This window comes from Paenibacillus sp. V4I5 (assembly GCF_030817255.1).
Classification (GTDB): Bacteria; Bacillota; Bacilli; order Paenibacillales; family NBRC-103111; genus Paenibacillus_E.
Map to the genome: position 1 here is coordinate 2,153,216 of NZ_JAUSZB010000002.1, position 26,850 is coordinate 2,180,065.

Sequence of the window (26,850 nt, forward strand, 5' to 3'; positions counted from 1 at the left end):
AAGATCCCCTGGCAGTATTTATGCAATGAAACTCATACCCCTTTGTGTATTTGAGAGCAAATATTTGATCCCGTCACGTTCAAATTTTTCGTCGTCCACGATCAACACGTTGAACATTGGAATCCTCCCACTATAAATGAATGTTTTCTTTCATTTGCACACGTATGGTCCAATTAAAAAGTGGCTGCCTCAATGGCAGCCGTTCTAAGTCACATGTAGAAAAGCACCCGGCCAATCCGGACCGGATGCTTACTACATGTGTTGTACGATGCTGTTTTATTTACTTCGTGGACCATTCTGTGATCAAAGCATTGGCGTCCGTTCCGAGGACGGACATCGCGGCTTCGGAGACATTATCCGCCAGCGGCTCGTTATTCAGGTGCTTCAGGAAGTCCTGCATATGTTTGGCCGCGTTGATCTTGTCGCCTTTGTCCAATTGATGCAAAGCCTGGTTCAAACTGTTGCGCAATTGTTCAGCCAATGGACTCTTCAATTCACCGGCTTCGACATATCGGTCAATCAATTTGGATACTCCTTCGGGGGTGGCGGTTATTGTTAAGCCGACAGACTCATCCGTCGTATTGCCAGCCTGATCGGTGATGACGACCCTCAGTGTATGAAGGCCAAGCTTACCGGCCAAATCAACGGAAGCGCCATTCGTAAGCCGCTTTCCGTCCAGGGTGAATTCCTGGCTCGCTATACCGGATAGTGCATCGTTCGCGTTCAGAAGCAGCGCAATCGGGCGATCATCGGAGAAAACTGCACCTTCCGCAAGCGGTTCCCCGTTTGCCGTCAGCACAAAATCCGGCTTCAATTTGTCAATCCGGACGACGAGCTCTTTCGTTTGCTCAATGTTGCCTTCAGTGTCGATAGAACGGTACTCCAGTCGGCTTACGCCGTCATTCGTAAAGGTCATCGGCCTAGCATAAGTTTGCCAATTTGCATGATCCCCCAGCCTGTATTCCGTTTTCGCTACACCGGAGAGATCGTCATAAACCGATAGCGTGACGGACGCCTCCTTGTTCAGCCAGCCGTTCTGAGGCATCGGATCAATCTGAGCCTCCGTAATCGGTGGGGTCAGATCCCGCAGGGTAACATCAATATATGGCTTAATGTTTTTGGTATTCGTCAAGCTAGTAGCGTTAAATCCACCATAAATCCTGTAAGTGCCCATGCCATCGGGGTTATAACCGGCGGAGCTCCATGTAACGTTCACCTTTTCTGTCAACCCCGTACTCAAGGTTACATCAAGCTGTGAAGGCAAGCTTAAACTTCCAAACGCTGTACCTTTGGAAGCCGTAATTTCTTTCGACCTTGCCCACGCTACAATATCCTTAGGTTGATCTTTGGGATTCCATCCATCATGGAAAATATAAATGTCTTTATCCCTCTTGATCAAGTATGTATCGGAGAGATACATGGTTGCGGATTGGAATTCATCTGCATAGGCCGCATCTCCTGCGCCATTATACATGCCCCGATAAAGACCCCATTTGGAACGGTTTTGCTGCCCCGATACAACAGGCAGGTCGCCTCTTTCGTTTCGGCCGGTAATCGGGTTTTCCACTTCAGGGCGTCTGTAGGTTTCAGCTGTCATACCGCCTTCAAAAAGCACCTTACCTGTTTCCAAATCGATAAGCTTACCGTAGATGTAACCGTTATCGGCTGTTAAAATCGTAACATCAAAATCAAGCCAGCGGTCAACGACCTGTTCAAATGGAATCGTGAATAACGGCTTTATTCTGTCCGCATAGCCGCCATCAGGATTGTTCCTGAACTCTAGTTGCCCTTTGCCTTCGCTTGAAACCAGAGAAAGCGTGGCCACCGGCTGTCCTGCTGCGTTTCCGGCTATTTCTTTCAGTTGGAAGATGTGCCAAAACCTGTGGGGAGCAATAAAATCGTTGGCATGGTGATCACCGACATCCGTCTGAAACCTTAAGGTTTCAGACGGGAGCATAAGCCTCCAGTGGTGGGTCACAATGTCGCCGCCCTTACTGTTTGCATCGCTGCTTGAAGCGTTGGTGTTGCTTTTAATCTCCAGCCTCTGACGATCGCTTCCTACTGCGCCCCGATCGCCGTCGTCCCGGCTTACGCCGTCCGGGGTAACAAAAGGCACAAATTCGTGAAAACGCAAAATGTCGGACCCTAGTTTGTCGGTTCCCGGAATATTTGCGATCCCGTATTTTGTAAGTGCATTCGTATCATTTCTGCCTATGGTCTGCAAATACATGTTATCCCCCAGCCATGCTTCCTTAACTGTCGAAGCCACCGGGTAGTCCTCTGAACGATCATAGACTGATTGCGACCATATTTTCCCACTGTAAGACGAGGGGGTGTTCGGGCCTTCTATTGAACCCGTAGTACTGCCATTGCCGATTTTAGATGCGCCCATAACATCCCATACATGTTCTCTACCTTGAATATTGAGAGGCAAATACTTGTCACCCGCTCCCATCCCTGTTATCGGGGGCAAAGCCATATCTACAGTAACGGTTATAGTATAGGTTCGGGTGTTACTGCTGTCATTCTTGTCGGTTACCACCAGATAATATAAAGTGGTTCCGCTGGTTGAAAATTGGTCCATCTTGGCATCTCCTTTGTTAATGCCGCTGGCAGCAAAAGAGATGGTGGTTATTTTGTTACTTCTGAATAGCGTCGTGGTAACGCCCGGGTTTGTCATTACATTCAACATTTGGTATAAGGTGCCGTAGGGCAATGATATATGAATGGTTGCTTGATTCAGATCAACGACTGCGTTTACCGGCTTGTTCACTTCTATTTCCAATAAACCTAAGCTATCTCCCGGCGCTGCATGAACCGATGATGACGGAAAACCGGATAGGCTGATCAGTGAAAGTACAAGGGCAAACGAAAGAACTAAGCTTAATCCCCTTTTAAAAACTTGCTGCTTAGACACTTTGAAGAAAAACATCTAAAAGCCTCCTTTATTTTCGTGAAAAATTGCCTTTAAACAGCAGGCTCAACTTCTTTCCAACTCCAACCCCTTCCTCCGTATAATCGTTCATTCGGCAAACGCTTTCAACTATCATTATAATGAATTGTTGAAATTTCCAGGATAGATTAATTTATGATCCACATGTCATTTTTTACGGTTTTAGCCATAATGGAAAAAAGGACTGGCGTGCGTTTATCAGCCTGGGCTAATAGATAGCGAAAGACAATCCTTGACTTCATTGAATAACTCAAAGAAAATAAAACAAACCGGAACCCGTAATTCGGAGTTCCGGTCCTATAACTACTAAACGTCTTTATATATCCGCCCATCCCGAAAATGAATAATCCGATTCGCCTGTCCCGCAATGACCAAAACTAGTGTCCATAACGGTTACCCTCAAACTCCGCCAATGCGGTCAGCAGAGCCCTTACATAACCGATGGAATAGCCCCAACCGATGCTGGACGATTTCCAACCAATGCCCGAATGCGTCCAATTTTGATCTAAATCGATACTGTCGCCTTCCAACTGTGTGATATGGTCCGGATTGATACAGCCCTCGTATCCAACCTTCCGCAGTTCGAGTAAAATTTTAAACACATTCAAATCGCCATCATCCAGAAGCGCTTCTTCGAAAGCTCCCGCTGTTGGAAGGCTGCCCCTCACATTGCGAAGGTGTACCAAACATATTTTTCCTTTGCGCCCATAATGATTGATTTCATCCATGACCAAAGAGCTTCCGCCTTCTTCGGCGCGCGTTCCCACACAGTATACGAATCCGACATTTTTACTCGGAAAAGCATCAATAATCCGATGGAAGCCGAGCCCACCGAACGGGGTTCCATGGTTTGGTGTATCGGATGGATGAACCGTCAATTTTACGTTGTAGTCCTCGGCCAAGGGAACCAATGTGCGAAATGCTTCCGTAAAGCGGCTCCAAAAGCGCTCCCTCTCTTCTAAACCAGGCATTTCGGGCTTATTCTTCATCAAGCCAAGACTTTCTCCTCGAGCTACAGCTCCCCCCCGCTGTACGGCTTTATAGCTATTCGTCAAAACAGGTGCAGTATCCCCGGCAAAACGCTGCCTTACAATCGGCAAGCCCGCTTCGCCAAATACCTTTACAGCAAGAGCTGAATTCTCCAGCTCCTTTTCAAAGCCCGGCAAATTGTTCATAAACCGTTCCGTGAAGTCTGGCAGCGTAACCCGGTTCATATCGAGCCCAAAGGAACGCACACGCCTGCGCAGCTGAAGTAACTGATCCAAATCCGGATACCCCTGCTCCTGCACCCCAGGAAACGACGATCCCTTACCGAAATCTACATAATCGATGCCCAACTGGCACATTTGCTTCAAATCGCGATCCGTTAAATCGCACGTATTAACCGTAACCGATATCTTCATCATCGTTTAGCCTCCTACTCGCTAGTTATTCATCACTTGACGCCACCTGCAGCCAAACCGCTCTTTAAAAACCGTTGAGCCAGGAAATACAGGAAAATGGCTGGCAAGGATGCAATGACAGACGAGCCCATCAGCAGTCCCCAGACTGCCTGATCCGAAAATTTAAAGCCGGAAATCCCAATATTGACCGTCTGCTGCCCCGGGCTTGTCGTCAAAACCAAAGCATACAAATATTCGTTCCATGCCAGTGTGAAAGCAAAGGTAGATACGACGGCTATTCCGGGAGCCGCAATGGGCAGTATGATTCTGAACAAGGCCTGAAGACTGCTGCATCCGTCGATCAAGGCCGCTTCCTCCAGCTCTCTGGGAATTGCCTTGAAGTAGCTGATCAGCATGTAGCAGCAATAAGGAACGATAATGGTCGGGTAAACAATCAGCAAAGCATTCTTATTGTCGCTCAAACCAAGCTTGCTTACCGCCACATACATCGGGATAAACAATACCGCCGTTGGCAGCAGATACGTATAAATAATACTTTGCGAGAAAAAGCTTCTCCCCCGGTAACGCAGCCGGGTCATGCTGTACGAGCCCAGAATACTGATGCTCACCGATATGAGGGTAACGAGGGAAGCCACATAAAGGCTGTTTTTCACATAATTCATGAACTTCGTTTTTTGAAATAAATCCTTGTAATGGGATAATGTCCACGAATCAGGAACCAAACCGGGTTTCGGTGTATACATCAGCTCGTTCGGGGTAAAGGAGGATTTGACCATCCAATACACCGGAAACAACGTCCAGATGGTGAAAATAAAAACAATGACGTAAATAATCGTCTGATTCCTAATCTTTTTCACTGTTCTTGACTTCATCCTTGTTCCCCCTAATCATCCGCTTTCATTTTTCTCATGGAGACGACAATCATGATGACCAGAATAGGAACGACGGAACCCGCCACTGCCAGCGCCCGACCCATTAGATTTTGTTGAAAAGCTACTTCATACGTATAAGTGGACATGATCGCTGATGCGTTCAATGGGCCTCCGCCCGTGATCAAATATACACTCTCAAAATTGTTAAATGTCCATATGCAAGAAAGCAATGTTGTAATGGTAATGACCGGCATGATCGAAGGAACCGTGATCGCGAAGAACTGTCTTACCCAGCCTGCGCCGTCGATTGTAGCCGCCTCATACATCTGTGAATCGATGGTCTGTAAGCCGCCGAGTAAACTGAAGATGAAAAAGGGAAGTCCCTTCCATATGTTCACTATGATGACGGAAACCAATGCCATATGGAGCCCCGAGGTCCATAGAATGGGTGTATCTATGAGGTGAAAACGAAGCAGCAGGGAATTGATAATGCCGTAAGTATCGTCATACATCCACCGCCATGTGATGGCGGCCACCATGCCGGAGAGAGCCCATGGAATAAGCAGGATCATGCGAAAAATTCCCCGGCCGAAGAATGTCTCGTTGACCACGACCGCCAGCATCAGACCGACGACTAATTTAAAACCCACGCTGAAGATCATATAGATGAAGGTGTTTTTAAGAACCTTCCAATACTCTCTATCGGTAAAAATGTGGAGATAGTTGTCAAATCCGATAAATTTAGGTTCCACACCTACGACTTTGTCCGTAAAGCTTAAATAAATGGCATTGATGAATGGGAAACCGATGACCACAAAGATGACAAAAGCCACCGGTAGAATTAATAAGTATCCGAGCGTTCTATCATATTTTCTGCTTAACTGTCCCACGCAAGAAATCACCGCCTGACTGCGTATAGTAAGACCCCGTTACTTTTTGCCATATAACTGCTTGAGCTCTTGTTCAAGCTGATTAAGAGATTTCTGCGGATCCATCTTCTCCACAACAATTCTTTGCACCGCTCTTGTCGCAAGCTGCATGGATTTGGCCTTGGATCCGAGATCATCCTCAGGACCTGGATAGTTACTTGAGCCGACAACGTCATTAATCATTTTCATCCAGCCTGCGGCTTTATTGTTCGGGTCCTTCCAGAATGCCATCTCTTCAGAGCCCTTAAGTACAGGCTGAAATTTTCCTCCCATGACTTCAACAAATTTATTGTAGAAATCTTTGTCATAAAATTCGGTAACAAACTTCTTCGCCCACTTGGTGCCTTTGGCATTTTTGAATATGGCGAAGACGTTGCCGCTGCCTAGAATAAAATCACCCTTAGGGCCGGCAAGCTTTGGAATGAGAAGCGTATTTTTCTCAAGCTCTGGTTTATCCTTCTTGGCCTGATCGTAGATGCTTCCGCTGTTGATGACGAAACCGACGGTACCTGCTAGATAGGCATTGTTATTGCCGTTATCGTCCCAAGTCACAGAAGATGGCGGCGTTAGGCCCTCTTGCCAAAATTTCGCGAGAAACGTAATCGCCTCCAGCGTCTCTTTGGAATTGACCGTGATATTATTGTCCTTATCGACAATAGCTCCGCCATACGCTAGTATGACATCCCGAACAAAACCCTCGGCATCTCCGCCTCCGGATTGGCCTAACGGGAGACCTACGGCGTATATGCCGTTTTTCGGATCGTTGACAATTTTGGCCTGCTCGTAAAGCTCCTGCCACGTTTTCGGTACTGGCAATTTGTGCTTCTCCCAAAGATCTTTGCGCAAGTAGGCTCCGCCCATTTGGAAGGATTGAGGCACCATGAAATATTTATCTGCCACTACAGAAAATTTTTTAGCTCCATCCGTAAAATTGATTTTCGTAATGATGTCCGAAGTGTCCACGAGCTGTTCGGAGGTGACAAACTGCTTGGCAACCGGGTCGTTAGCCACAATAAGATCCGGTGGATTCTTCGCTTCGATCGAGGCCAACAGCTTCGTTTTCAAATCGTTTTGAGCAATGACCACGTATTCAGTATCGACATTGTTCGCCTTTCCGAATTCCTCCACCCGCTGCTTCATAAGATCGTTATAAGCTTGGGTATATTCCCCTTTATCCCAGAAGATAAATTTCTCTTTAGGACCATTAGAAGCACCTGGCGAAGCAGCTTTATCAACGGATGAAGAAGTAGCCGTATTATTACTTGTCGAACATCCTGCAGCAATCGTTCCCAACAAAGTAGTTGCTGCTAATACAGAGCTCACTCTATTCCATTTCATAGTCTCACCTCATCTATTGTATTGTCATTTATATGGCGTACATCGCACAAAGAAGCGCTTTGAGATACCCGATTGAATAAGCCAGTCCAATTCCGCATTCAGTACGATGGTCACCGCTGTGCCGATCCCGATCGTCCCCTTCAAGTACAGGAATGTGATCCGGATTGATACACCCGTCATAGCCTACCTTTTTCAATGCCATTAAAACCTTGAACATATTCAAATCCCCATCATCCAGCAGCGTTTCTTCAAACCCTCCCGAAGTCGGCAGGCTCCCGCGAACATTTCTCATATGAATGAGATGAATGCGTCCTTGTCTTCCATAATGATTGATTTCGTCAAGCACGAGCGATGACCCGCCCGCTTCGGCACGGGTGCCGATGCAGTACAGATAGCCTACCTGCTTGCTCGGAAAAGCATCAGTAATTCGATGATAACCCAGACTGCCAAAAGGCGTATCTGCGTTTGGTGTATCCGAAGGGTGCATGGACAGCTTCACATTGAAATCTTCTGCAATCGGGACCAGTTGACCGTAAACGATCAGGAAACGTTCCCACCAAGCTTGAAGTTCCTCATAAGTCGGCGTCTCCTGCTGTTGCTTGGTAAGACCTAAGCTCTCACCACGGGAGATATACCCTCCACGCAGCACCGCATCGTAACGTGTCATCAACTGATCGAACGTATCCCCGGCAAACCGCTGTCGTACGATGGGTACTCCAGCTTCGCCAAATACCTTCATGGCGTTAACGGTATTATCCAGTTCCTTTTCCGAGCCGGGAAGGTTTCTCATAAATCTTTCCGACATATTAGGCAGTGTCACACGGTTGATATCCAGTCCGAAGGAACGGAGTCTGCGTCTAAGCTTTAACAGTTCATCTAAATCAGGGTACCCTTGCTCCTTCACTCCAACGAAGCTGGAGCCGTTCCCAAAATCGAGACAATCCGCCCCCAGCTGTACAAGCTGCTTCAAATAACTGTCAGGGTGATCCACTCTTGCTGTTGTTATGGATATTCTGATCAATCTCCTCATCCTTTCATTAGGAAACGCTTTCAGTACTATGATTATAATGGATACAGGAAGAATAAAAAGGCGGTTGGTTCCTCTTTTGGTATCATTTATTGGCTCGATAAGGACGAACAGGACGAAGAAGTATCATCTTTTAACAAAAAGGAATCATTACATACTCATTTGACAAATTGAGGGACTATAACCACCGATCAATGCTATAATGTGCCTATAAGAAGGTTGTTGATTTTTCCAAATAGAGAGGCGGGTCGCTGTGTATAAGCTCCTTATTGCTGATGACGAATATGAAATCAGAAATGGCTTAAGCAACTACTTTCCCTGGGGAGACGTTGGCTTCACGGTCGTGAGTCAGGCTGATAATGGCACTCAGGTATTGGCATATACGGAGAGACATGAGGTGGATGTTATTCTCTGCGATATCCGAATGCCGATTATGACCGGAATCGATGTGGCTAGAGAGCTCTACCTAAAAAAATCACCAATTAAAGTCATTTTTTTAAGCGGTTACAAAGATTTTGAATTCGCCCAACAGGCGCTGATTTACGGCGTGAAAAATTATATCGTCAAGCCGACCAAATACGATGAATTAATGAATGTTTTCTTAAGCATCAAAGAAGAATTAAATCAAGAAAAGAAACAAGATGCAGCGCAAGAAGGGGCTGTTTCCGATAAAGTGATTTCGGTGATCAAAAATTACGTGAAAGAGCGCTATCGAGATGCTGCCCTGGAGGGCGCTGCAGATTTAGTTCACATGAGCCCTTACTATATTAGCAAGTATTTTAAGCAAAAGACGGGAGAAAATTTTTCGGATTACGTCATTTCCATTAAGATGGAGAAAGCCGCACAATTTTTAAAGGAAATCGATTATAAAACCTATGAAATCAGCGAAATGATCGGTTACAGCAACCCTAAAAATTTTACCCGCACCTTCAAAAAATATTTCGGCAAAAGCCCGCGTGAATTCAGAAATGCGGAATACATATAAAGGACTATAGGAAATCGGATGAAAACCTACCATGCATTTTTCCTTAAAAATTTATTCACTTTTTTGATCCCCATGCTTGTACCTATTCTGATCCTAGGCACAATGTCCACGGTCATTATTAAGAGATATGTAACGGAAGAAATTAATCACAACACGACCAATATGCTCAAGCAAACAAAGGAAAATATCGAGTTGATCTTTAAACAGCTTGATTCGCTGAATATCCACTTTATGGCCAATGCGATCGAATTTGCGAATTTAAAGAGCCTAATGCTCAAGCCGTCTCTGGAGCTGGATGACTATAAAGTACTCGCGACCATTAAAAATTTGATCGATGCGCCTGCCATGGCGATGCCTTATATCGATTCTGTCTACGTTTATTTAAATAATGACAAAAACCGTTTACTTTCCACGACCTCCGGCGGACTGATCGATTTAAATGAATTTTATGATAAAGCCTGGTTCGACAGCTATAAAAGGCATCAACATGGCGACGATTTGGTATGGACGGAAAACCGCACCATTAAGAAATACAACTTTGAGAATTCTGCCGTGGAGCTTATCAGTCTTTACCGCAAATTGTCCCGCGATCAGGGAGACGGTCTCATCGTGCTCAACATTGACGCCAAATATATCGAGAACCACTTGTCCAATTTGTCCACACTACAGGATCAAACCCTGCTCATATTAGGCCCGAACGGGGATGTTATGTTTAAAAATAAAAAACTCCCCTATTTTGATCATTTAGTATTTAAAGATCTCGTTTCCGATGGGCGTCCCTTTTATGAGACGAACCTGAACGGTCAGCCATTTATCGTTTCCAAGCTGAACTCGGATAAGTACGGTTGGACCTACTTATCTATTGCCCCCAAAACATCGTTATATGAAGTTCCCGATGGTTTGAACCTGACCAGTCAGCTTCTCCTGCTGTTCTCCTTTTTATTTGGCTCCGGATTAACGTATTATTTGACCAGAAAAAATTACCGAGATGTGAAAACGATTGTTACGATTTTGGAATCCGCCGAAAACAGCAAGCCGCTGCCTGCTCTACCTTCTCGCGTGAAAGACGTTTACAGCTATATCATTCATAGCATTCTGAAAAATTTCATCGAGCAGAACTATTTAAGCATCCAACTGTCCGAACGAAAGTATAAAGCCCAAGCTATGGAGTTGATCGCCCTGCAGTCACAGCTGAATCCTCATTTTCTATATAATACGCTGGAGACAATCAATTGGAAAATCGCTAGCCTTACCGGCAAGCCTGGGAATTTGAACAAAATGGTGGAAAATTTGGCAGATATTTTGCGATATTCCTTGGAAGGGCATAACAAACCGGTCATCCTTCAAAAAGAAATCGCTTATACCTTAAGCTATATCGACATACAGAAGGTTAGATATCACGATAAATTTGATGTTGTCTGGGAATATGAGGAGCATGTCAACAAGTACAATGTGCCAAAGCTAATTTTGCAACCGCTTATTGAAAATAGTATCTACCATGGCATCAAAGTGAAGGAAGGATCCTATCGAATCAAAATTAAAATCTGGCAGATAGAAGAGATGCTTCACTTGGCTGTGATTGATAACGGAATCGGAATTGGCAAAGAAAGACTTGACCAAATTACGAACGAACTCAAGCAGGATATCAGCGAAACGGATCATATCGGTCTATACAACACACACAAAAGATTGAAATTGCTTTACGGTGAATCATTCGGCATTAAAATCCGGAGTAAATACGGTTGGGGAACGGCGGTCTACTTAACCATTCCTATATAAATTATCCAGATCAAAAAGGGGCGACGAATGTAATCATTCATCGACCCTTTTTGTCTTTCAAATAATCCATTAATTGTTCGAGGGTAACCTCTGCAACCTCGAAGGCTTTTTTCTAAATGCGCGTCATTGTAATCATCGATTATCTCCGTTAGTGGAAAATCTCAATACGTTCCATGAAAGCTTAGGAATTACAACATTTCGTACTTTATCCCCATGCTCAATCATACTTGCTATTCGTGGTACAACCTTATCTGGCTCATCAAATGAATTCTTAGCTTCCAGATCTTGACCATCCATAATCATATGTTCAATTCCTCTTACCTCTTGAAATGACCTCAAATCCAGCGTTAACTCGACATCCTCTTTATCGCAGTTCAATACAAATAGTGTTAAACTGCACGCCTCTTCATTATAAGTTGCAGCGCTTTGGATAACTGGCGCCTCCCCATAAAGATTACTCTCGAACTTAGGGCAGGCTATCTGTGTTTGAATAGCTTTTCCTCTGCCGTATAACGATACCTGCTGGAACGGGTAATAAATGGCTTGTTTGATTGCTTTTCCGCCCATTTGCGTAAAAATAGGCGCAATGACATTGACCAATTGGGCGAGACAAGCCATTTTGACCCTATCCGCGTTGTTCAAAAGCGTACAGAGCATACCGCCAAAAACAAGCGCATCCAATAGCGAATAGTTATCTTCTAGAATCGGCGGTGCCACTTCCCAAGGGAACCGTGTTTGTTTTTTTTGATACCAAATATTCCATTCGTCAAATGATAATTTAAGCGTCTTTTTACTGCGGGTTTTGGCTTTTACATAGTCAGCCGTGGACGCTACGGTTTTAATAAAATCATTCATGTCTACAAATGAGGCCAGGAAATCTTCGACATTTCCTTCGTTCTCGTAGTATCTGTGCAAAGATAAATAATCAACATGTTCATAGGTGTGCTCTAGAACGACCCTGTCCCATTCCGGGTATGTGGGCATCAACGGGGAGGAGCTTCCGCATGTAACCAGTTCCACGGACGGATCAACCCATTTCATGATTTTTGCAGTTTCACGCGCTTTTTTACCATAATCCTCCGCATTCATCGCACCGATTTGCCAAGGTCCATCCATCTCGTTGCCCAAGCACCAAATTTTTATGTTATGAGGGTCTGGATGCCCGTTTTTTCTTCTTAAGTCACTCCAGTAGGTGCCGGAAGTATGGTTGCAATACTCAAGCATGTATCCCGCTTCCTGAGGCGTTCCCGTACCCAGATTAACAGCAGCCATTACCTCTGTACCTGCCTTCTTACACCAGTCGACAAATTCATCGATCCCAAACTCGTTCCTCTCTACAGACAACCATGCGAGGTCAAGCCTAGTTGGCCTATTCTCCTTCGGTCCGATTCCGTCCGTCCAATTATAGCCTGAAACAAAATTTCCGCCAGGATATCTAACAATCGGAATATATAGTTGCTTTACTAATTCCAATACATCTTTTCTGAAGCCCTGTTCATCAGCTAGAGGATGACCGGGCTCGTAAATGCCCGTATACACGGCTCTGCCCATTTGTTCGATGAAGGAACCAAACAGCTTATCGTCAATTTCTGCAATCAAATACTCTTTATCAACCATACATTTCACATGCTTCATCCTGTATTCTCCATTTCCGATTATAAAATTCATCTCTGTATGATTCGAAGCATCCATGTCTTAACGATCTGCAACTGGTATGCCGAAATTCGGAGTTCCGTCCTCATTCCAGACTAATTTTTGTGCTCGTGCATGACGATTGGGATCAAACAGCGGATCACCGATGATTTCCTTATAGCTTCGGGAATGATAAATCATAATATCCTCCGAACCGTCCTCTGATACGGTAAAGCAGTTATGGCCCGGACCATATTGTCCGGTTTCTTCGTTTGACTTGAAAACGGGCTCTGGCGATTTGATCCATGATTTCGGATCTAGTAAATCAGTAGTATCCCCTGCTGTCAGTACCCCCATACAATAATTGCTATCCGTGGCACTTGCCGAATAACTGATAAATATTCTACCGTTTTTCTTCAATACAGCAGGCCCCTCATTGACCCAGTAACCTACGATTTCCCATGGATACGCCGGTTTCGTAAGCATGATCTGTTTGCCTTTAATCGTCCATGGATTAGACATTTCAGCTATATAAAGATTCGAGTTCCCTTCGATTTCGGGATCTTTTTGTGCCCAAACCAGATACCTTACTCCTTGATGTTCAAAGGTTGTAGCATCCAGAGCAACGGATTCCCAGTTTGTTTGAAGCTGATCTTTTTCCACCCAAATCCCTTCTATCGGATTTGCGGCTTCATTTTCAAGAACATACATCCGGTGGTCCCATACCTCGTCCAAGTTCTCATCCGATCCTCCGGAAGCAAAATAGATATACCATTTACCATCAATAAAATGGATTTCAGGTGCCCAAATAAGGGAGCTCATCCTTCCAGCTGCATGTTTCCTCCAGATGACCGTTGGAATAGCGGTTCCCAACTCCTGTATAGTTGCTGCCCTTCTAAGCTCAATACAATCAAACGCAGGAACTGAAGCCGTAAAGTAGTAGTAACCATCTGTATGTTTATAAATCCATGGGTCTGCACGCTGCAGGACGATTGGATTTTTATAAGCTTGCTTTATTTTCAACCTACCATTCAGCTCAAGTATAGGTAAAAATACAGGTCTCTCCTCCGGAGTTTGGTTAGGTCTATGGATGGTTAGCATGAATGTCCCGTCAAAAGTTGTAAACAGCATGCCATGCCCGCCATCTTTGGTAAATAACGGCTCATCATCATGCAGCCATGGTCCCGTAATTTGTCCTGTTGCAGAACGCGCAATCCCAATTGCATATCCATCAGCGCCATGGCTTGACCACAGCATCAGGAGTTCGCCATTTTCCGTCCGATACATGAAAGGACCGTCTGTCACATAGTTATCTTTTTCGTTTGAAGCAGCACTTCTTGCAAATCCACAAGCCCACGATGCTTCTGATGCATGAAATAAAATCACTGGTTCGCCAATGACAGATTTGAAATCCTTCGTTAATTGGACAGCACACATTTCACCATCTTGAACCTGCAGCCATTCATGACAAAATACCATCCAGGGAATCCCTGCATCATCAACGTACAGAGTTCCGTCCAGACACTCCCAATGAGAAGGGGTAACAGGACCATCCGAATGCGGGATAAACGGCCCAATTGGATGCTCAGAAACCAGAATTTGTGTTCCCCTGCACCTGTTTTCTGCTTTAAAACTGGCAAACATATAAAACTTGCCCTCATAAAGATAAACTTCAGGGGCCCAGTAATTTTGGTCTGCCCAAAAGTCGGCTTCCGGCCGAAAAGCAGGGAACGGCCCCTCCCAATCTTCAAGGTCCTCGCTCACATACACATCAAAACCCGTCGCTTTTCCTTCCCAAGCATTTTTATCAGTCGTTCCATAGAGGTAGTACTTCATTTCATTTGTATCAGCCAGTATGAATGGATCTCGTATTTGAATTTCTTCTCTTTTTAGCATTAGCTTCCCCTTATCCTTATCCTTAATTAGTGCCTAAAGAAGATGGCTAAGGCCATCCCCTTCAGGAATTTGATTTATTGAAAAGCTACAGTCGGATTCCAGGTCGTTTCATCACTGCCGTTGGTTCCGTTTTTATTCACGATAAAATAAATCATATCATTCGCTGCAACAGTTGTCGTAACATCGTGTGTGACCCCAGTGGTGTCTGTACCAGCAATAAATTGCCATCCGCTTGCAGGCCAGATCTGCGTGCCGTTCTTCATGATCTTCACATTCACGCCATCGCCACCGCTATTTCCTTTCTTAGGATTGCCGGTAATTCTTACCGATCCTTTCACTGGAGATTTCCATGCCACTACGGAATCGTTAGTATCCGGATGGATCTGAGATGGAGACCAGATGAGGTTATACGTACCTGCACCTTTCCATTGATTATTGGTTGAGTTCCAAGTCATATTCGAATAGGTGCTTCCGCTTAACTGCATATAATTCCAATACCCCGAGTTTTGAGTTGACGAAAAATCAGTGGCAAGCGTAGACGCGTATCGGATCATTGGATCCCAATACGTTGCATCGCTGCTGTTGGTTGAGTTTTTATTCACGACAAAATAAATCATATCATTTGCCGCAACATTGATTGTTACATCGTGCGCCACTCCGGATATGTCTGAAGCACCGATTGCCTGCCATCCGCTTGCAGGCCATAGCTGTGTACTGTTTTGCATAAGCTTAACATTCACGCCGTCACCTCCGGTACCTGCTTTCCTTGGTTTACCGGTGATTCTAACCTGTCCTGCCTTCGGTGCCTTCCATGCCAATACGGTATCATTGGTGTCAGGATGAAGAACTCCTGCGGACCAGATCCGGTTCCACGTACCAGCACCCTTCCATGCATTCAGGCCCCCATTCCAGGTCATATTCGAGTAAGTGCTGCCGTTATATTGCATATAGTTCCAGTTTTTCTGACCTTGTGTCGTTGAAAAATCGAGTGAAAACTTATTCGTCGTATTCGCATCATAAGTGCCATTCGTACCGTACTCTTGAGCTCCAATATCCGGCATCAGATTGTACAGCGTGTTGCCCCAGAAATCTACCCCGCCATTATCGGCAGTTGGTATACCTTTATCAATAGCTGCTGATGTCGATTGAAGCTTGTAATTGTCGGCATAGCTCATACCGTCGCCAACAACGCCTGGATTCACAAATTTAGGATCCCCGGTCACTGCGTTACCATCGGCAGTGTTTGCCGTAACAGGATAGTACAAATTATTGTCATATAGCGAAGATGCCCAGTTAGGACTTGTCTGGAAATTGAAGATGTTGTTCCAGAACCTATATGAGCTGCCGTCAGCGCCTTGGCTTGCATCCAGTGAACCGCTGGACTTATAGAATGTATTGTTGTAGAAGTCGGCTGGCCTATCGTCAGTTCTTGCTATATACCCGATATCATCGACGCTAACGTTATATCTAAGTACTGTTTTTACATAACCATAAGGTGTGATATGCGCACAATCAAGCCAGAATCCGCCTTCGTTCCCATGGGAATAATTGTACTGGAAGTAAATCGTTCCGCCTGTTCCTAAATCCGTATCAAATGCTGTGCCGTCAGCATCAAACAGTCTAGTTCTGGCTACCTCATTGTATTGAATAATAGTGTCTTTCGAGATAATTTCCCATATGCCTGCAATAAGCTTTGTATCGGCTTGATTACCATTGTAGCCGGCATCATAAACCGAATTATGTTCAATAAGCGCGTTCAGAGTACTGCCCATAACCACACCATCTGAACCCGTTTTACTTATAATATTGTTTCTAACAACAATATTGGTAAACAATTGGTCAGCAGTCGTACCACCGGTTGAATCAACCTTAATACCGCTTGTCAAAACATCATGTATATTGTTTCCTTCTATCAACACATCATCAAAACGGTCTGTCGGTGTAGCGTCACCATCATATCTGATGTGAATTCCTGAGTTATCATACATACTTTGATACGCAGGCATTGATCTTCTGTTTTCTCCGATTACATCGTGGATATTGTTGTTCGCAATGTGGATGCCATGTGTAATCCCCGTTGCTTTACCAAGCACCCTGATCCCGCTTCTTGCGGCTCTGCTGGCCGCAGTGTTGGTTATTTCCAGGTTGTTAATCGTCCAGTATTCCTGACCATTCAGGGAAACCGTTGCCGCAACACCGCCTCCTGCTATCAATGGTTTATTACCAGTTCCATACATGTCAATGGTGATTTGGCTGGTACTATCCCCTGAACCCTGAGGGCTCAGCATGCCTGACCACGAGCCTCCGGCTTTAAATAAAATTTGGTCACCCGGCTGGAAGGTAATACTGTTAACCTTGGTTAATGTTTGCCATGCAGCGGATGTGCTTGTACCGCTGTTGGAATCGTTTCCTCCGGAAGAATCAACATAATAAGTAGTACCTACAGCCTGAACGGTCGCAACCGGAATGGTAAGCGCCATAATCATCATGATGAGGAGCCATACACTAGCAAATTTTTTCACAATTATATCCCCTTTCCTTCAACGCTAAGTTGTTTGATTTATTTAAACTATTATTCCATGATCTCAGCTTTGATCAGCCATCTTACAACAGCCCTCCTTCCTCTAAACTGAGGTCCGGATAATAATAATTTACAAGTTATGAAATGCTGTTGTACACTTTGTTATCCACAATTAACTTCGATTCATGAACCCGTTTATTTATGAACTCATCAACCTTTTTGTCAGTTAATTCCTTCTTAACTTGCTCTCTTACCTCATCCAGTGTTTTATAGCTAGGAATGCTTTTTTCCAGCACTCTAACGATATTAAAGGAAGCGCTTTCTTCAATAACGTCGCTTATCTGACCATTCTTTAATTCATTCAACGTTGTAGTCAATTGCGGATATGTCCTGACATCCGTCTTGTAAGTGCTTTCATTAAACGCCATTCCCTTGTATTCTATATCTGATTTATCTTGTTTCTTATAGGCGTTAACGATATCCTCAAATTTCAAACCCTTATTTGTATCTTCCTTTATTCTTGTAGCCATACTAGCTGCAATTTTTTTCTTATCTGGCGAAGGATTACCTTTTTCATCCAAATAAGATAGGACTATTTTTTCATACTTAATCGAATCTATCTTTTTATACATTGTTTCTTTATTTTCGTCATAGGCATTTTTTAATTCTTCATCACTGGATGACAGCTCTTTATCTACCAGTTTGTTTTTTAATTCCTCCATCCTATTCCCGTGGAGAACCTCATAATATCCTGTCGCATCAAATTGCTGGGGGCCGTATATAGCTTGTTTATTTTCTACTGCCTTCTTTCGCCTTTCATTTTCAGCTTTGAGCTTATCGAGGAAACCGGAATAGGATATATCGCTGGCTATTCCATTGTTTTTCATGACGATCTGCTCTGTTTTAATTCTTTTCAATTTATCCAATGTCTTTTGCTTAAGAATTTCAATCGGTATTTCTCCCTGAAAGCTTGTTGTCCAGAATTTGGCGCTGTCCGTTACTCCATATTTTTGAACAAAATAGGAAAAGACATTTGCTCTTAAACCCGACATGACGTTCATAAACTCATCCTTGGATACTGGCTCTCCATTTACCGTAAATACGGTTGCCCCACCTGAATATTTGCTTGAATGAGATACAATCAAAGAGGCTGAAAGCAGTACCGTCGCTAATAGCGGCAATAGGACGGCAAAAAATATTTTCTTTTTAAAAATACGATTTATCCGCTTACTTTGCTTCATAAGTCCCCCTCCTGATTGTCGATTAGATTTTCCAATGTGTACATGATTTATCCATTTTGTTCATTATTTGAAGGCTCGTCCGACTTATGGCCGACGAGCCTAACTATTAGGTTAGCAGATCGTCATTAGCCTTTTACTCCAGTAAAGGCAACACCTTTCTCAATAAATTTTTGACAAGTTATGAACACAATGAGCAAAGGAATCATACTAATGACACCGCTGGCCATGAGCATATTCTCCGATATAGATCCACCTTGATACTGCAAATTATTCAGTGCTACCGTGATGGTCCAGTTTGCCGGAGACTTAGCCACAACGAGCGGCCATAAGAACTCATTCCAAACCGGCAAAAATGTCAGAACCGAAACAACCGTGAAAATCGGGATGGACATCGGGATGACGATTTGATAAAAGGTTCTGAATTCAGAGGCGCCATCTACTCTTGCCGCTTGGATTAATTCCCTCGGTAATTGATCAAAGAAGCCTTTGAACAGGAAAATCACAATACCCCATGCGGTATGCGGTAATATTATTGCCCATAACGTATCAATCAGATTCAATTGAGTCATCGTTAAATATAACGGAATTAATAAGGCAATATCCGGGATCATCAGGGTGGCTAGAAAGAACATAACCAAGACTAAATTAAGCTTTTTGTTGTGAATAAGAAACGAAAGCGCATATCCGGCCAAACCGCCAAACAGCAATTGAGAAACAATAGAACCTAACGTGACAATCACACTATTCAGAAAATAATGAGTAAATCCACTGCCATTACTGGATGCGGCTTTCGTAACTTTATCCAGGATCAGATAACTATCGAAAATGCTCCAAAATCTAGGCTTTTCTTCGATACTCTGTACCTTGCCGCTGACGTACTTCGAAGTCGCGTAAAAATCCCGAAAATGAGTAGAAATAAGCTCCTGCGAATTTTCTAATTCGTTTGCGATTTCACCATGATCCCCAAACCATTGGAAGGTAGATAGCTTATTCGCTTGGATAACCGGTAATTTGACATTCATCAGATTGTCGTTAAAAAGCGTCGTAGGTACAACTAGCGTTCTTCCATAAAGGAAAGAGGGTCCTGATGTTTTCGCGGTATATATCAGCTTGCCGTCTTTCATCCCGCGAATAACGACTTCTCCGATTGAATCACGAATATTCGATGCCCATGGATACCAAGTCGCTTTCATCGCATCTTTTTCGTAAAACTCAGCATCCTTCGACTCTTGGCCTGTGTAATCGATTTGAACTTGAATCGCATGAGGGATGGTAGGCAACCACTTTGGCGGATAGGCTTGAATAGACGACGCGTCCTTCAGTGAAGAAGAGATCATCCACACAAGTGGAATAAGCGATAAAAAAATAAATAAATAGGTAATGCTATAAGCAATAATTTTAATCGACCCTTGGCCTTTTTCTTTAATGGTATTTGGATTCAAAGCTCATCACTCCTTTCTATCAATCATTATCGTTGGAAACTTTGAGTTGTATAAACGTGATCAAGCCAATCAGGATAAATAAGAACACCGAAATGGCTGCCGAAGCTCCGAAACGAAATTGTTGAAAGGCCGTGTTGAAAACTAACATCGATACAACCGTTGTACTGTCGGCAGGTCCCCCTTGGGTCATCACGTAAATGTTATCAAAGGTCAGCAGGATCCCTGTCATAAAGCTAATTAATTGAATGAAAATAATGAATCTCATATTCGGTAAGATCATCGTTAGCAATCGTTTCCATGGACCCGCCCCGTCTACTTTAGCGGCTTCGAGAATATCCGTAGGGACCGATCGTATGGCAGAATAATATAAAAGGATGGCTATCCCTTGGCTTGCAATGAGTGAAGGGAGAACGATCGCAAACTTCGTTACATGCAAGTCGTTTAACCAAAGGTAAGGACCTAAACCGATTTTCCCAAGGTAATAATTCAATATGCCGTGATCGGGATTATACATCCATCGCCAAATCAGAACATTAACGACCACCGGAACAGCAGAGGGCAACTGATAAAGGAAGCGAATAAACATATTGCCGTGATGAATTTCATTAAGAAGCAACGCTTGTACGATAGGAACCCAGAACGTCATAAGCAAGTACATCAACGCGAAAACAAAGGTAATCTCAATCGCATGCCAGAAGGAAGGCGAACTCAAAAATTCAACATAGTTATTTAATCCCACAAACGTTCCGGGAGGATTTCCGATTTCATAGTCAAACAAACTGATATAGATCATCTTAAACAACGGATAGTATTTAAATAGGAGAAAACAAACAAGCGAAGGAATTAAAAAGATAATAGGCATCCAGCTAATGGTTATACGTCGTTTCACTTTTACACTCTGCAATCCTGTCTCTATACTGGTTTCCATTCCACTCACCCTCTTAGGTAGTTATCGGGATTCCCTTAAGGGAATCCCGATGTCTACTGTCTCTATTTATTTTTTTACTTCAGCATTGTATTTGTCTACCACTTCTTTTTGAGCCAGATCTTGTTGCTTTTGAAGCTCGGCTTTTGGATCTGCGTTTTGATCAAGCAGCACTTTTTGAATCGCGGCAACGACATACTTACTGAGACGGTCCTTTAAGAAATACTCTAGATGTGTATCTGAAGCAGCCTTCTTAATATTTTCAACAATATCAGCAGGGATACCCTCATAAATCTTTGAGGTGTCCAGATCTGTACGGAAAGTAAGCAAGTTAGGAAATTGGCCAATTTCTTTGATATAATTCAATCTACCATCGTAGAAGCTCTTCGAAGACATGAATGTAACATAGGTCCAAGCTGCATCCTGCTTCTCTTTCGTAGTTTTCGCATTAATTGTCCAATAGGCACCTCCGACTTGCGAAGGCGATTTACCAGATGGGCCAGCAGGAAACGGCATAGCGCCGATATCATTAATATCCATGCCTTTAGCAGTAAACCAATCCACCCAGCCTACGGTCATTCCCGTATGTCCTGTATAGAAATCCTTGTTATTGTCGTCCAGAGATTGTACAACGTTTTTCTGCACGACTTTATGCTTCCATTTTAAGTCTTTGTAGAATTGCAGCGCAGTTACTGCGGGATCTGAAGTGAATGTCAACGTAGCTGTTCCGTCATCATTTTTCTTAGTGAGATCCCCGCCGGCTTGCCAAACATAATATTCAAAAAACCAATCTGCCCAATCCATTCCCAAAATATTATAACCAATTTGACCTTTGCTTGGGTCTGTTAATTTCTTTGCCGCATCAACAAATTCATCCCATGTCGCAGGCGGCTTGGCAGGATCTAGACCGGCTTCTTTAAAAAGCTTTTTATTATAGATCAAAGGCGTCACATACATATCATTAGGAACGCCATAGACTTTTCCATCCCTATTTGCAGCTACCAATGAAGAAGGAATGTACTTCCCCTTATCTGCATAACTATTCCATCGATCAGTAATATCTAATGCAAAACCTTGCTTAATATATTTTTCCATGTCAGGGTAAGGATTATTCGGTGTTGCATCTGGCCCTTGCCCTCCAGCCATTGCTGTCAAATATTGCTCGCGATCCTTACCTCCTGTTGCAAGCTCTTCATGCTTCACCTTGATGTTCGGAAATTGCGCATCAAACGCTGCAAACTGTTTCTCAAGATACGGCTTTACAGGATTATCAGCAGCTGGCTTATCCCATACTGTAATTTCTATCGGTTTGGCTGAAGCAGCTGCTGGCGTGTTGCCGGCAGGGCTGCTGCTAGGGCTTGTAGTGGCTGTTTTGCCGCCACATGCACTAAGCAAAAGTACGGAAGAGAGAGCGACTGCAGTTACTTTAAGTTGTTTCTTCATTTTTCAATCCCCCTGAGATATTCTTGATTACGTTTTCATTATAAGATGAACGGAAGATGGTTAGAATCCAATAATTCAAGGTTATTCTACAAATAATTCAATGAAAGTTATAATTTTTTTACACCTTATTACTTTGTTTGTCGATTCATTTGCCTGTATTCTTTCGGTGATAAGCCTTGCGATTTTTTAAAAACACTGCTAAAGTACGCAGCACCCTCAAAACCGACCATCTCCGCTATTTCCTGAACCTTCATATTCGTTTCCCTTAACCATTCAGCCGCCTTTTCCATCCGTAGCTGGGTCAGAAAATCAGAATAGCCTTGGCCATACTTATCTATAAACCGCTTAGAGAAATAAGTAGGGTGAATAAAGAAACGTTCTGCAATGGACTGCAGGGATATGTTTTCATTTAAATTCATAACAAGATACTGCTTAATCTCATCCATGACATCCTTAACAGGATGAGCTTTATTCAAGAAATGGATGATATTAGTAACTTGACTTTGGATTTGATGGACAGCTTCACTCCAACTCGTCAGATTTTGCAGCCAATAGTGCAGATCGTCCATTTCCCCAATAACCAACTTGGTATCCTCTGTTTTCTCCAATAGATATTTCCTTAAGAGAAGATACATATCTGCGCAGAACCATTCTAGCTGAGAATAAGTAGCTGTCGGGAAGTCCACAAGGCTCTGAATGCGATGCGCAATCCATCGATGTAATGCCGTTTCATTCCCTTCATTAAGAAGACTAAACAGCAGTTCTTCATCTTTCTCTTTCATGAATTGTTCTCTCGAGTTCGTATGGCTCTGAATCCAGCCATAATCATAAATTTTATTTGCGCCGCTAATGATTTTATTACGAAGCGACAATTTGGCTAACTGGTATGATTTCTGCATCTTATCCAGGCTATCGACAATACTGCCAATAGCGATCGTCACTTCCAGACGCATGTAATGATTCACTCCAAAAAGAACGCCTTTGAGCCATTCTTTTACCGCGGTATTTTCATTCGGATTCTCGACTCCCAAAATATAAACCATCTCATTCTGGTGAATAGCGTGTTGAAATATAACTCCGTCTCTACCCGCCAATTTCATTTGATCCGACATCATATTTTCGATGGCGAACCGGATGAGATCTTCATCGCCCGTACGAAATGAATAATGTGGAAGCTGGTAGGGCTCTAATACAAGTACGATGGCCAAAATGTAGGGAAATCTCTCTATAATATCAGATACCGTCGTTATGCTTTCTTGTGAGGAAGCCGACTGTTTGGGTTCTTGAACCATTCTCGTTAATAATTGTTGGCGAAGACTTTCCATATTCATCTCTTTATCTTGCTTCAACTTTTCCATTTCTAATCGGGATTTCCGCGTCTCTTCAATCTTCAATATGATGTTTGCCAAATTGCTGCGCAGCTCCGCCTCATCAATAGGTTTCAACAAATAGTCGGATACGCCGTACTTAATCGCCCTTTTGGCAAAATCAAAATCACTATACCCGCTAATAATAACAAATACGATTTCAGGATTAAGCTCTTTGACTCGTTCTATAAAATCTAATCCGTCCATTCCGGGCATCCGAATATCTGTAATCACAATATCAGGCTGCACGCGGAGGGCAAACTCAAGTCCTTCAATTCCATCACCAGCTTCACCTACAATGGTAATAGGTAATCCCGATATGTTAATTTTCGCAATGATCCCCTTTCGTTGTTTGGGCTCATCATCTAAAACCAATACTTTAAAATTCATACGAACTCGCTCCTTCAATCCATTATTTCATTAATCGGATGATGACTTGCGTGCCTTCGCCAAAAACACTTTCAATGGCTACGCCATATTGTTCACCGTATAATAGTTTTAATCGGGCATGAACATTAACCATTCCAATCGATGTCTGTTGATTGTTCGCCGAATAGCTGGATGCTGACCAAGTATTTAGCCTAAGCTGCAAAGCTTTGAGTTTGTCTGGATCCATACCGACCCCATTATCCGTCACCTTAATCATGGCATCCTGCTCATCCATCGATACCGCTTCAATTTGAATCGTCCCGCCTTTTCGCGAACGCTCTATGCCATGGATAATGCTGTTCTCCACAATGGGCTGAAATAATAGCTTGGGTATTCTCATCTTCGTGAGTTCAGGATCGACAATAATGTTATACTCAAGCCGTGTTTCATAACGGATTTTCTGAATCGATAAATAGACTTCAAGCTGCTCAATTTCTTCTCCTAATGTAGAGAAGCTTGCCCCATTGATATTATAACGAAGCATTTGGGCAAGAGAGCGGCACATCACACTAATCATCTGACCCTCACCTTGCACCGGTGCCAAGCTCTCAATCGTGCCAAGCGTATTATACAAAAAGTGTGGATTCATTTGTGATTGCAGCGCTTTTATTTCCGCATCCTTTTTCAACAGCTCTGTTTCATAAACTTGTACAACCAGATGATTGATTCTATGGGTCATTTGATTAAAGCTTTGGCAAAAGTAACCGATCTCATCTTTGGTTTCAACGGGTACTGAGATATTGTAATTACCTGTCTCCATCTGTTTCATCCCTTTTCTTAAGCGCTTTATCGGGATGAGTACACGCGAGGAAAGAAAACTGGCAAATAGCATCGTACTGAGCAAAGCGCTGAGGCCAATCAGAATTGTCCTTTTGGCAACGGAATTGACTTGAGCAAGGAGCACGTTAACAGGAACTTTACCAACCAACATCCAGTCTGAATTCATAAAACTCTTGTAAACAATCAATGTTTGTCCTTTATCTTCATTTATAAAAAAATAAGGTTCGGGACGCATTTTTTCGAATTCAGAAAAGTTCTGTTCATTGAGAAGCGGTTTTCCGGTAGAAGATTGATCAGGGCCAAGCACGATCTTTCCATCCTTCTTATCGATCAGATAAAAATCGCCTTGATCATTCGATTTAAGAGAATTTATCCACTCCTGCAGCTTTTCATTCGAAAATTGTATCGTCAGCATCCCGATAATAGGTTGGAAATCCCCAAATACATCCTTGAGCGCTTGTGTATAGGCTATTGTTCGATAAGGTTGGTTTTTCGGGTCATAAGTGTTGGAAAGAACCCACGCCCCTTTACCATCGTTTTGAACCGCTATTTTACTCAGTCTGTCTGATTCTTTTTCAAAAGAGGCCAATTGGCCTGGGTTTGTAAAATAACGAAAGGCTCCGGCTGACAGTTTGCTTAAACCATTCGAATCACGGACGACGATGGCATCGATGAATGGATTATTGTTTGCAAGGTCCATGAGTCTAAACGTAAAATAGCTCATTTTCTCCGGGTTCTTAGAATAATCTTTCATAAGTGACTGCAAATCCGTATCTCTAAAGAGATTCCATGTTTCTTTATTCGTGTAATCCATGTGGGATTCCATCGTTTGAACGGATTGGTCCACTAGTCGTTCCATATTGGATATCGCGTTTTTCTTTATATCCTTAGAGGTTTGAACATAGAAATTGATCCCTAGACTTAACACTGTAATAATGATGATCATGAAGAAAGACAGCAGCATTTTCCTGTAAAAAGATCGTTTCACATAATCGATTGGAGTAAAAATCCATTTATTAAATATATGCAAGGCGACGCCTCCATTTCGTCAACGTTCGACATTTTCTTACAATACTAACATAAGAGTAAATCTTGTTCTATCTTCCGGGAATGGATGTTATTTGAAAAATCACAAGATCATCGATTTATAAAGAAAATCATTAACAAAAGATCCCACTAACATAAAGATACCGAGTCGTTAGATTAAATAGCCCTTGATCTTTTCAGTAGGAAAGGTTGCGGGCATTATTCATGTTTCGGGACTACTTCTTACTTATTAAAAAAGACGCTCACCCTGAGAGTGAACGCCATTGGACCAAATTTCTTTCAATTGCCATTGGATACACGGATGCTTAATTAAACATCCGCAGCACAACGAAAACCTATATTTCCCGCTGAACTGTCAGGTGTATTCTTACTCCTTGCAGCCACACGATATTGATTACAATAGGAAGCATGGCACAAGTACGAGCCTCCCCTTAGAACTCTACTATCTCCAGTTGGGGGCCAAGTGGGGTTATCCTTTGTGCCATTGATATGATAGGTAGGGCTAAACCAATCCGAGCACCATTCCCACACATTCCCAGCTGCATTATAAAGGCCGTCTTGATCGTCAGTCCCCATTAAAAACTTCCCACCTGGTATATAAATCATACGTTAGTTTGATGAATAGTGCTCCGACTTGCTGAGCAGCATGAAGGTTTATTGGAAGGAACGGCTGTGTTTGCTCCCGGTCATAGTATGGATTGCAGAAGTAATCTTCAATGAATTGTTTTTGCGTTTATCAGATTGTTTATTTACGAATGAGATAATGTTCTTGTTATACGACATCACTCCAACAAGTAAAAAAGTCGAACTAATGACATTTTGTCATTAGTTCGACTTTTTA

The 26,850-nt window shown here is 43.2% G+C and carries 17 protein-coding genes and 2 pseudogenes; 2 read left to right on the plus strand and 17 right to left on the minus strand.

Annotation, left to right across the window (positions count from 1 at the left end):
* Positions 1-280 precede the first annotated feature (280 nt).
* From QFZ78_RS11760 to QFZ78_RS11785, 6 genes are all read right to left on the minus strand, one after another.
* The gene (locus tag QFZ78_RS11760) at positions 281-2,932 is read right to left on the minus strand and encodes an Ig-like domain-containing protein (protein WP_307547636.1); all 2,652 of its coding nucleotides are present in this window, start codon (positions 2,930-2,932) and stop codon (positions 281-283) included.
* A 398-nt stretch (positions 2,933-3,330) separates the two neighbouring features.
* On the minus strand, positions 3,331-4,359 hold the full coding sequence (locus QFZ78_RS11765; protein ID WP_307547638.1) for a mannonate dehydratase: 1,029 nt from the start codon (positions 4,357-4,359) through the stop codon (positions 3,331-3,333).
* A 29-nt stretch (positions 4,360-4,388) separates the two neighbouring features.
* Positions 4,389-5,228, minus strand: coding sequence for a carbohydrate ABC transporter permease (locus QFZ78_RS11770; RefSeq protein ID WP_307547639.1), 840 nt, complete (start codon positions 5,226-5,228; stop codon positions 4,389-4,391).
* 11 nt (positions 5,229-5,239) lie between these two features.
* On the minus strand, positions 5,240-6,118 hold the full coding sequence (locus QFZ78_RS11775; protein ID WP_307547641.1) for a carbohydrate ABC transporter permease: 879 nt from the start codon (positions 6,116-6,118) through the stop codon (positions 5,240-5,242).
* A gap of 39 nt (positions 6,119-6,157) precedes the next feature.
* Positions 6,158-7,495: an ABC transporter substrate-binding protein gene (locus tag QFZ78_RS11780; protein WP_307547643.1), complete on the minus strand. Its 1,338-nt coding sequence runs from the start codon at positions 7,493-7,495 to the stop codon at positions 6,158-6,160.
* A 28-nt stretch (positions 7,496-7,523) separates the two neighbouring features.
* The gene (locus QFZ78_RS11785; protein WP_307547645.1) at positions 7,524-8,516 is read right to left on the minus strand and encodes a mannonate dehydratase; all 993 of its coding nucleotides are present in this window, start codon (positions 8,514-8,516) and stop codon (positions 7,524-7,526) included.
* A gap of 259 nt (positions 8,517-8,775) precedes the next feature.
* Between QFZ78_RS11785 and QFZ78_RS11790 the strand changes: the two genes are divergently transcribed.
* Together QFZ78_RS11790 and QFZ78_RS11795 are read left to right on the plus strand one after the other, a co-directional pair.
* Complete coding sequence (locus tag QFZ78_RS11790; protein WP_307547647.1) at positions 8,776-9,507, plus strand: response regulator transcription factor; 732 nt, start codon at positions 8,776-8,778, stop codon at positions 9,505-9,507.
* Between the two features lie 18 nt (positions 9,508-9,525).
* Positions 9,526-11,286, plus strand: coding sequence for a sensor histidine kinase (locus QFZ78_RS11795; protein WP_307547649.1), 1,761 nt, complete (start codon positions 9,526-9,528; stop codon positions 11,284-11,286).
* 132 nt (positions 11,287-11,418) lie between these two features.
* Here QFZ78_RS11795 and arfA read toward each other — a convergent pair whose 3' ends face one another.
* The 11 genes and pseudogenes from arfA to QFZ78_RS11850 form a co-directional block, all read right to left on the minus strand.
* Positions 11,419-12,921, minus strand: coding sequence for an arabinosylfuranosidase ArfA (arfA, locus tag QFZ78_RS11800; RefSeq protein ID WP_307547652.1), 1,503 nt, complete (start codon positions 12,919-12,921; stop codon positions 11,419-11,421).
* 60 nt (positions 12,922-12,981) lie between these two features.
* Positions 12,982-13,941 carry a glycoside hydrolase family 43 protein gene (locus QFZ78_RS11805; RefSeq protein ID WP_373461114.1) on the minus strand — a complete coding sequence of 320 codons (960 nt, stop codon included), beginning with the start codon at positions 13,939-13,941 and terminating at the stop codon, positions 12,982-12,984.
* 60 nt (positions 13,942-14,001) lie between these two features.
* Positions 14,002-14,814 (minus strand): annotated as a pseudogene (locus QFZ78_RS11810) (glycoside hydrolase family 43 protein); the annotation flags it as partial.
* A gap of 74 nt (positions 14,815-14,888) precedes the next feature.
* Complete coding sequence (locus QFZ78_RS11815) at positions 14,889-17,336, minus strand: right-handed parallel beta-helix repeat-containing protein (RefSeq protein WP_307547654.1); 2,448 nt, start codon at positions 17,334-17,336, stop codon at positions 14,889-14,891.
* A gap of 136 nt (positions 17,337-17,472) precedes the next feature.
* On the minus strand, positions 17,473-18,576 hold the full coding sequence (locus tag QFZ78_RS11820; RefSeq protein ID WP_307547656.1) for a peptidylprolyl isomerase: 1,104 nt from the start codon (positions 18,574-18,576) through the stop codon (positions 17,473-17,475).
* 125 nt (positions 18,577-18,701) lie between these two features.
* Positions 18,702-20,018, minus strand: coding sequence for a carbohydrate ABC transporter permease (locus QFZ78_RS11825; protein WP_307547657.1), 1,317 nt, complete (start codon positions 20,016-20,018; stop codon positions 18,702-18,704).
* A 19-nt stretch (positions 20,019-20,037) separates the two neighbouring features.
* Entirely contained in the window at positions 20,038-20,946 is a 909-nt protein-coding gene (locus tag QFZ78_RS11830; RefSeq protein WP_307547659.1) for a carbohydrate ABC transporter permease, read from the minus strand.
* A gap of 66 nt (positions 20,947-21,012) precedes the next feature.
* Positions 21,013-22,386 (minus strand): extracellular solute-binding protein, encoded by a 1,374-nt coding sequence (locus QFZ78_RS11835; protein WP_307547661.1) that lies wholly within the window; start codon positions 22,384-22,386, stop codon positions 21,013-21,015.
* A 128-nt stretch (positions 22,387-22,514) separates the two neighbouring features.
* Positions 22,515-24,143 carry a response regulator gene (locus QFZ78_RS11840; RefSeq protein ID WP_307547663.1) on the minus strand — a complete coding sequence of 543 codons (1,629 nt, stop codon included), beginning with the start codon at positions 24,141-24,143 and terminating at the stop codon, positions 22,515-22,517.
* A 22-nt stretch (positions 24,144-24,165) separates the two neighbouring features.
* A complete protein-coding gene (locus tag QFZ78_RS11845; protein ID WP_307547664.1) occupies positions 24,166-25,992 on the minus strand; it encodes a cache domain-containing sensor histidine kinase in 1,827 nt (608 codons plus the stop codon).
* Positions 25,993-26,318: 326 nt separating this feature from the next.
* Positions 26,319-26,564, minus strand: a pseudogene (locus tag QFZ78_RS11850) (formylglycine-generating enzyme family protein); the annotation flags it as partial.
* Positions 26,565-26,850: the final 286 nt, after the last annotated feature.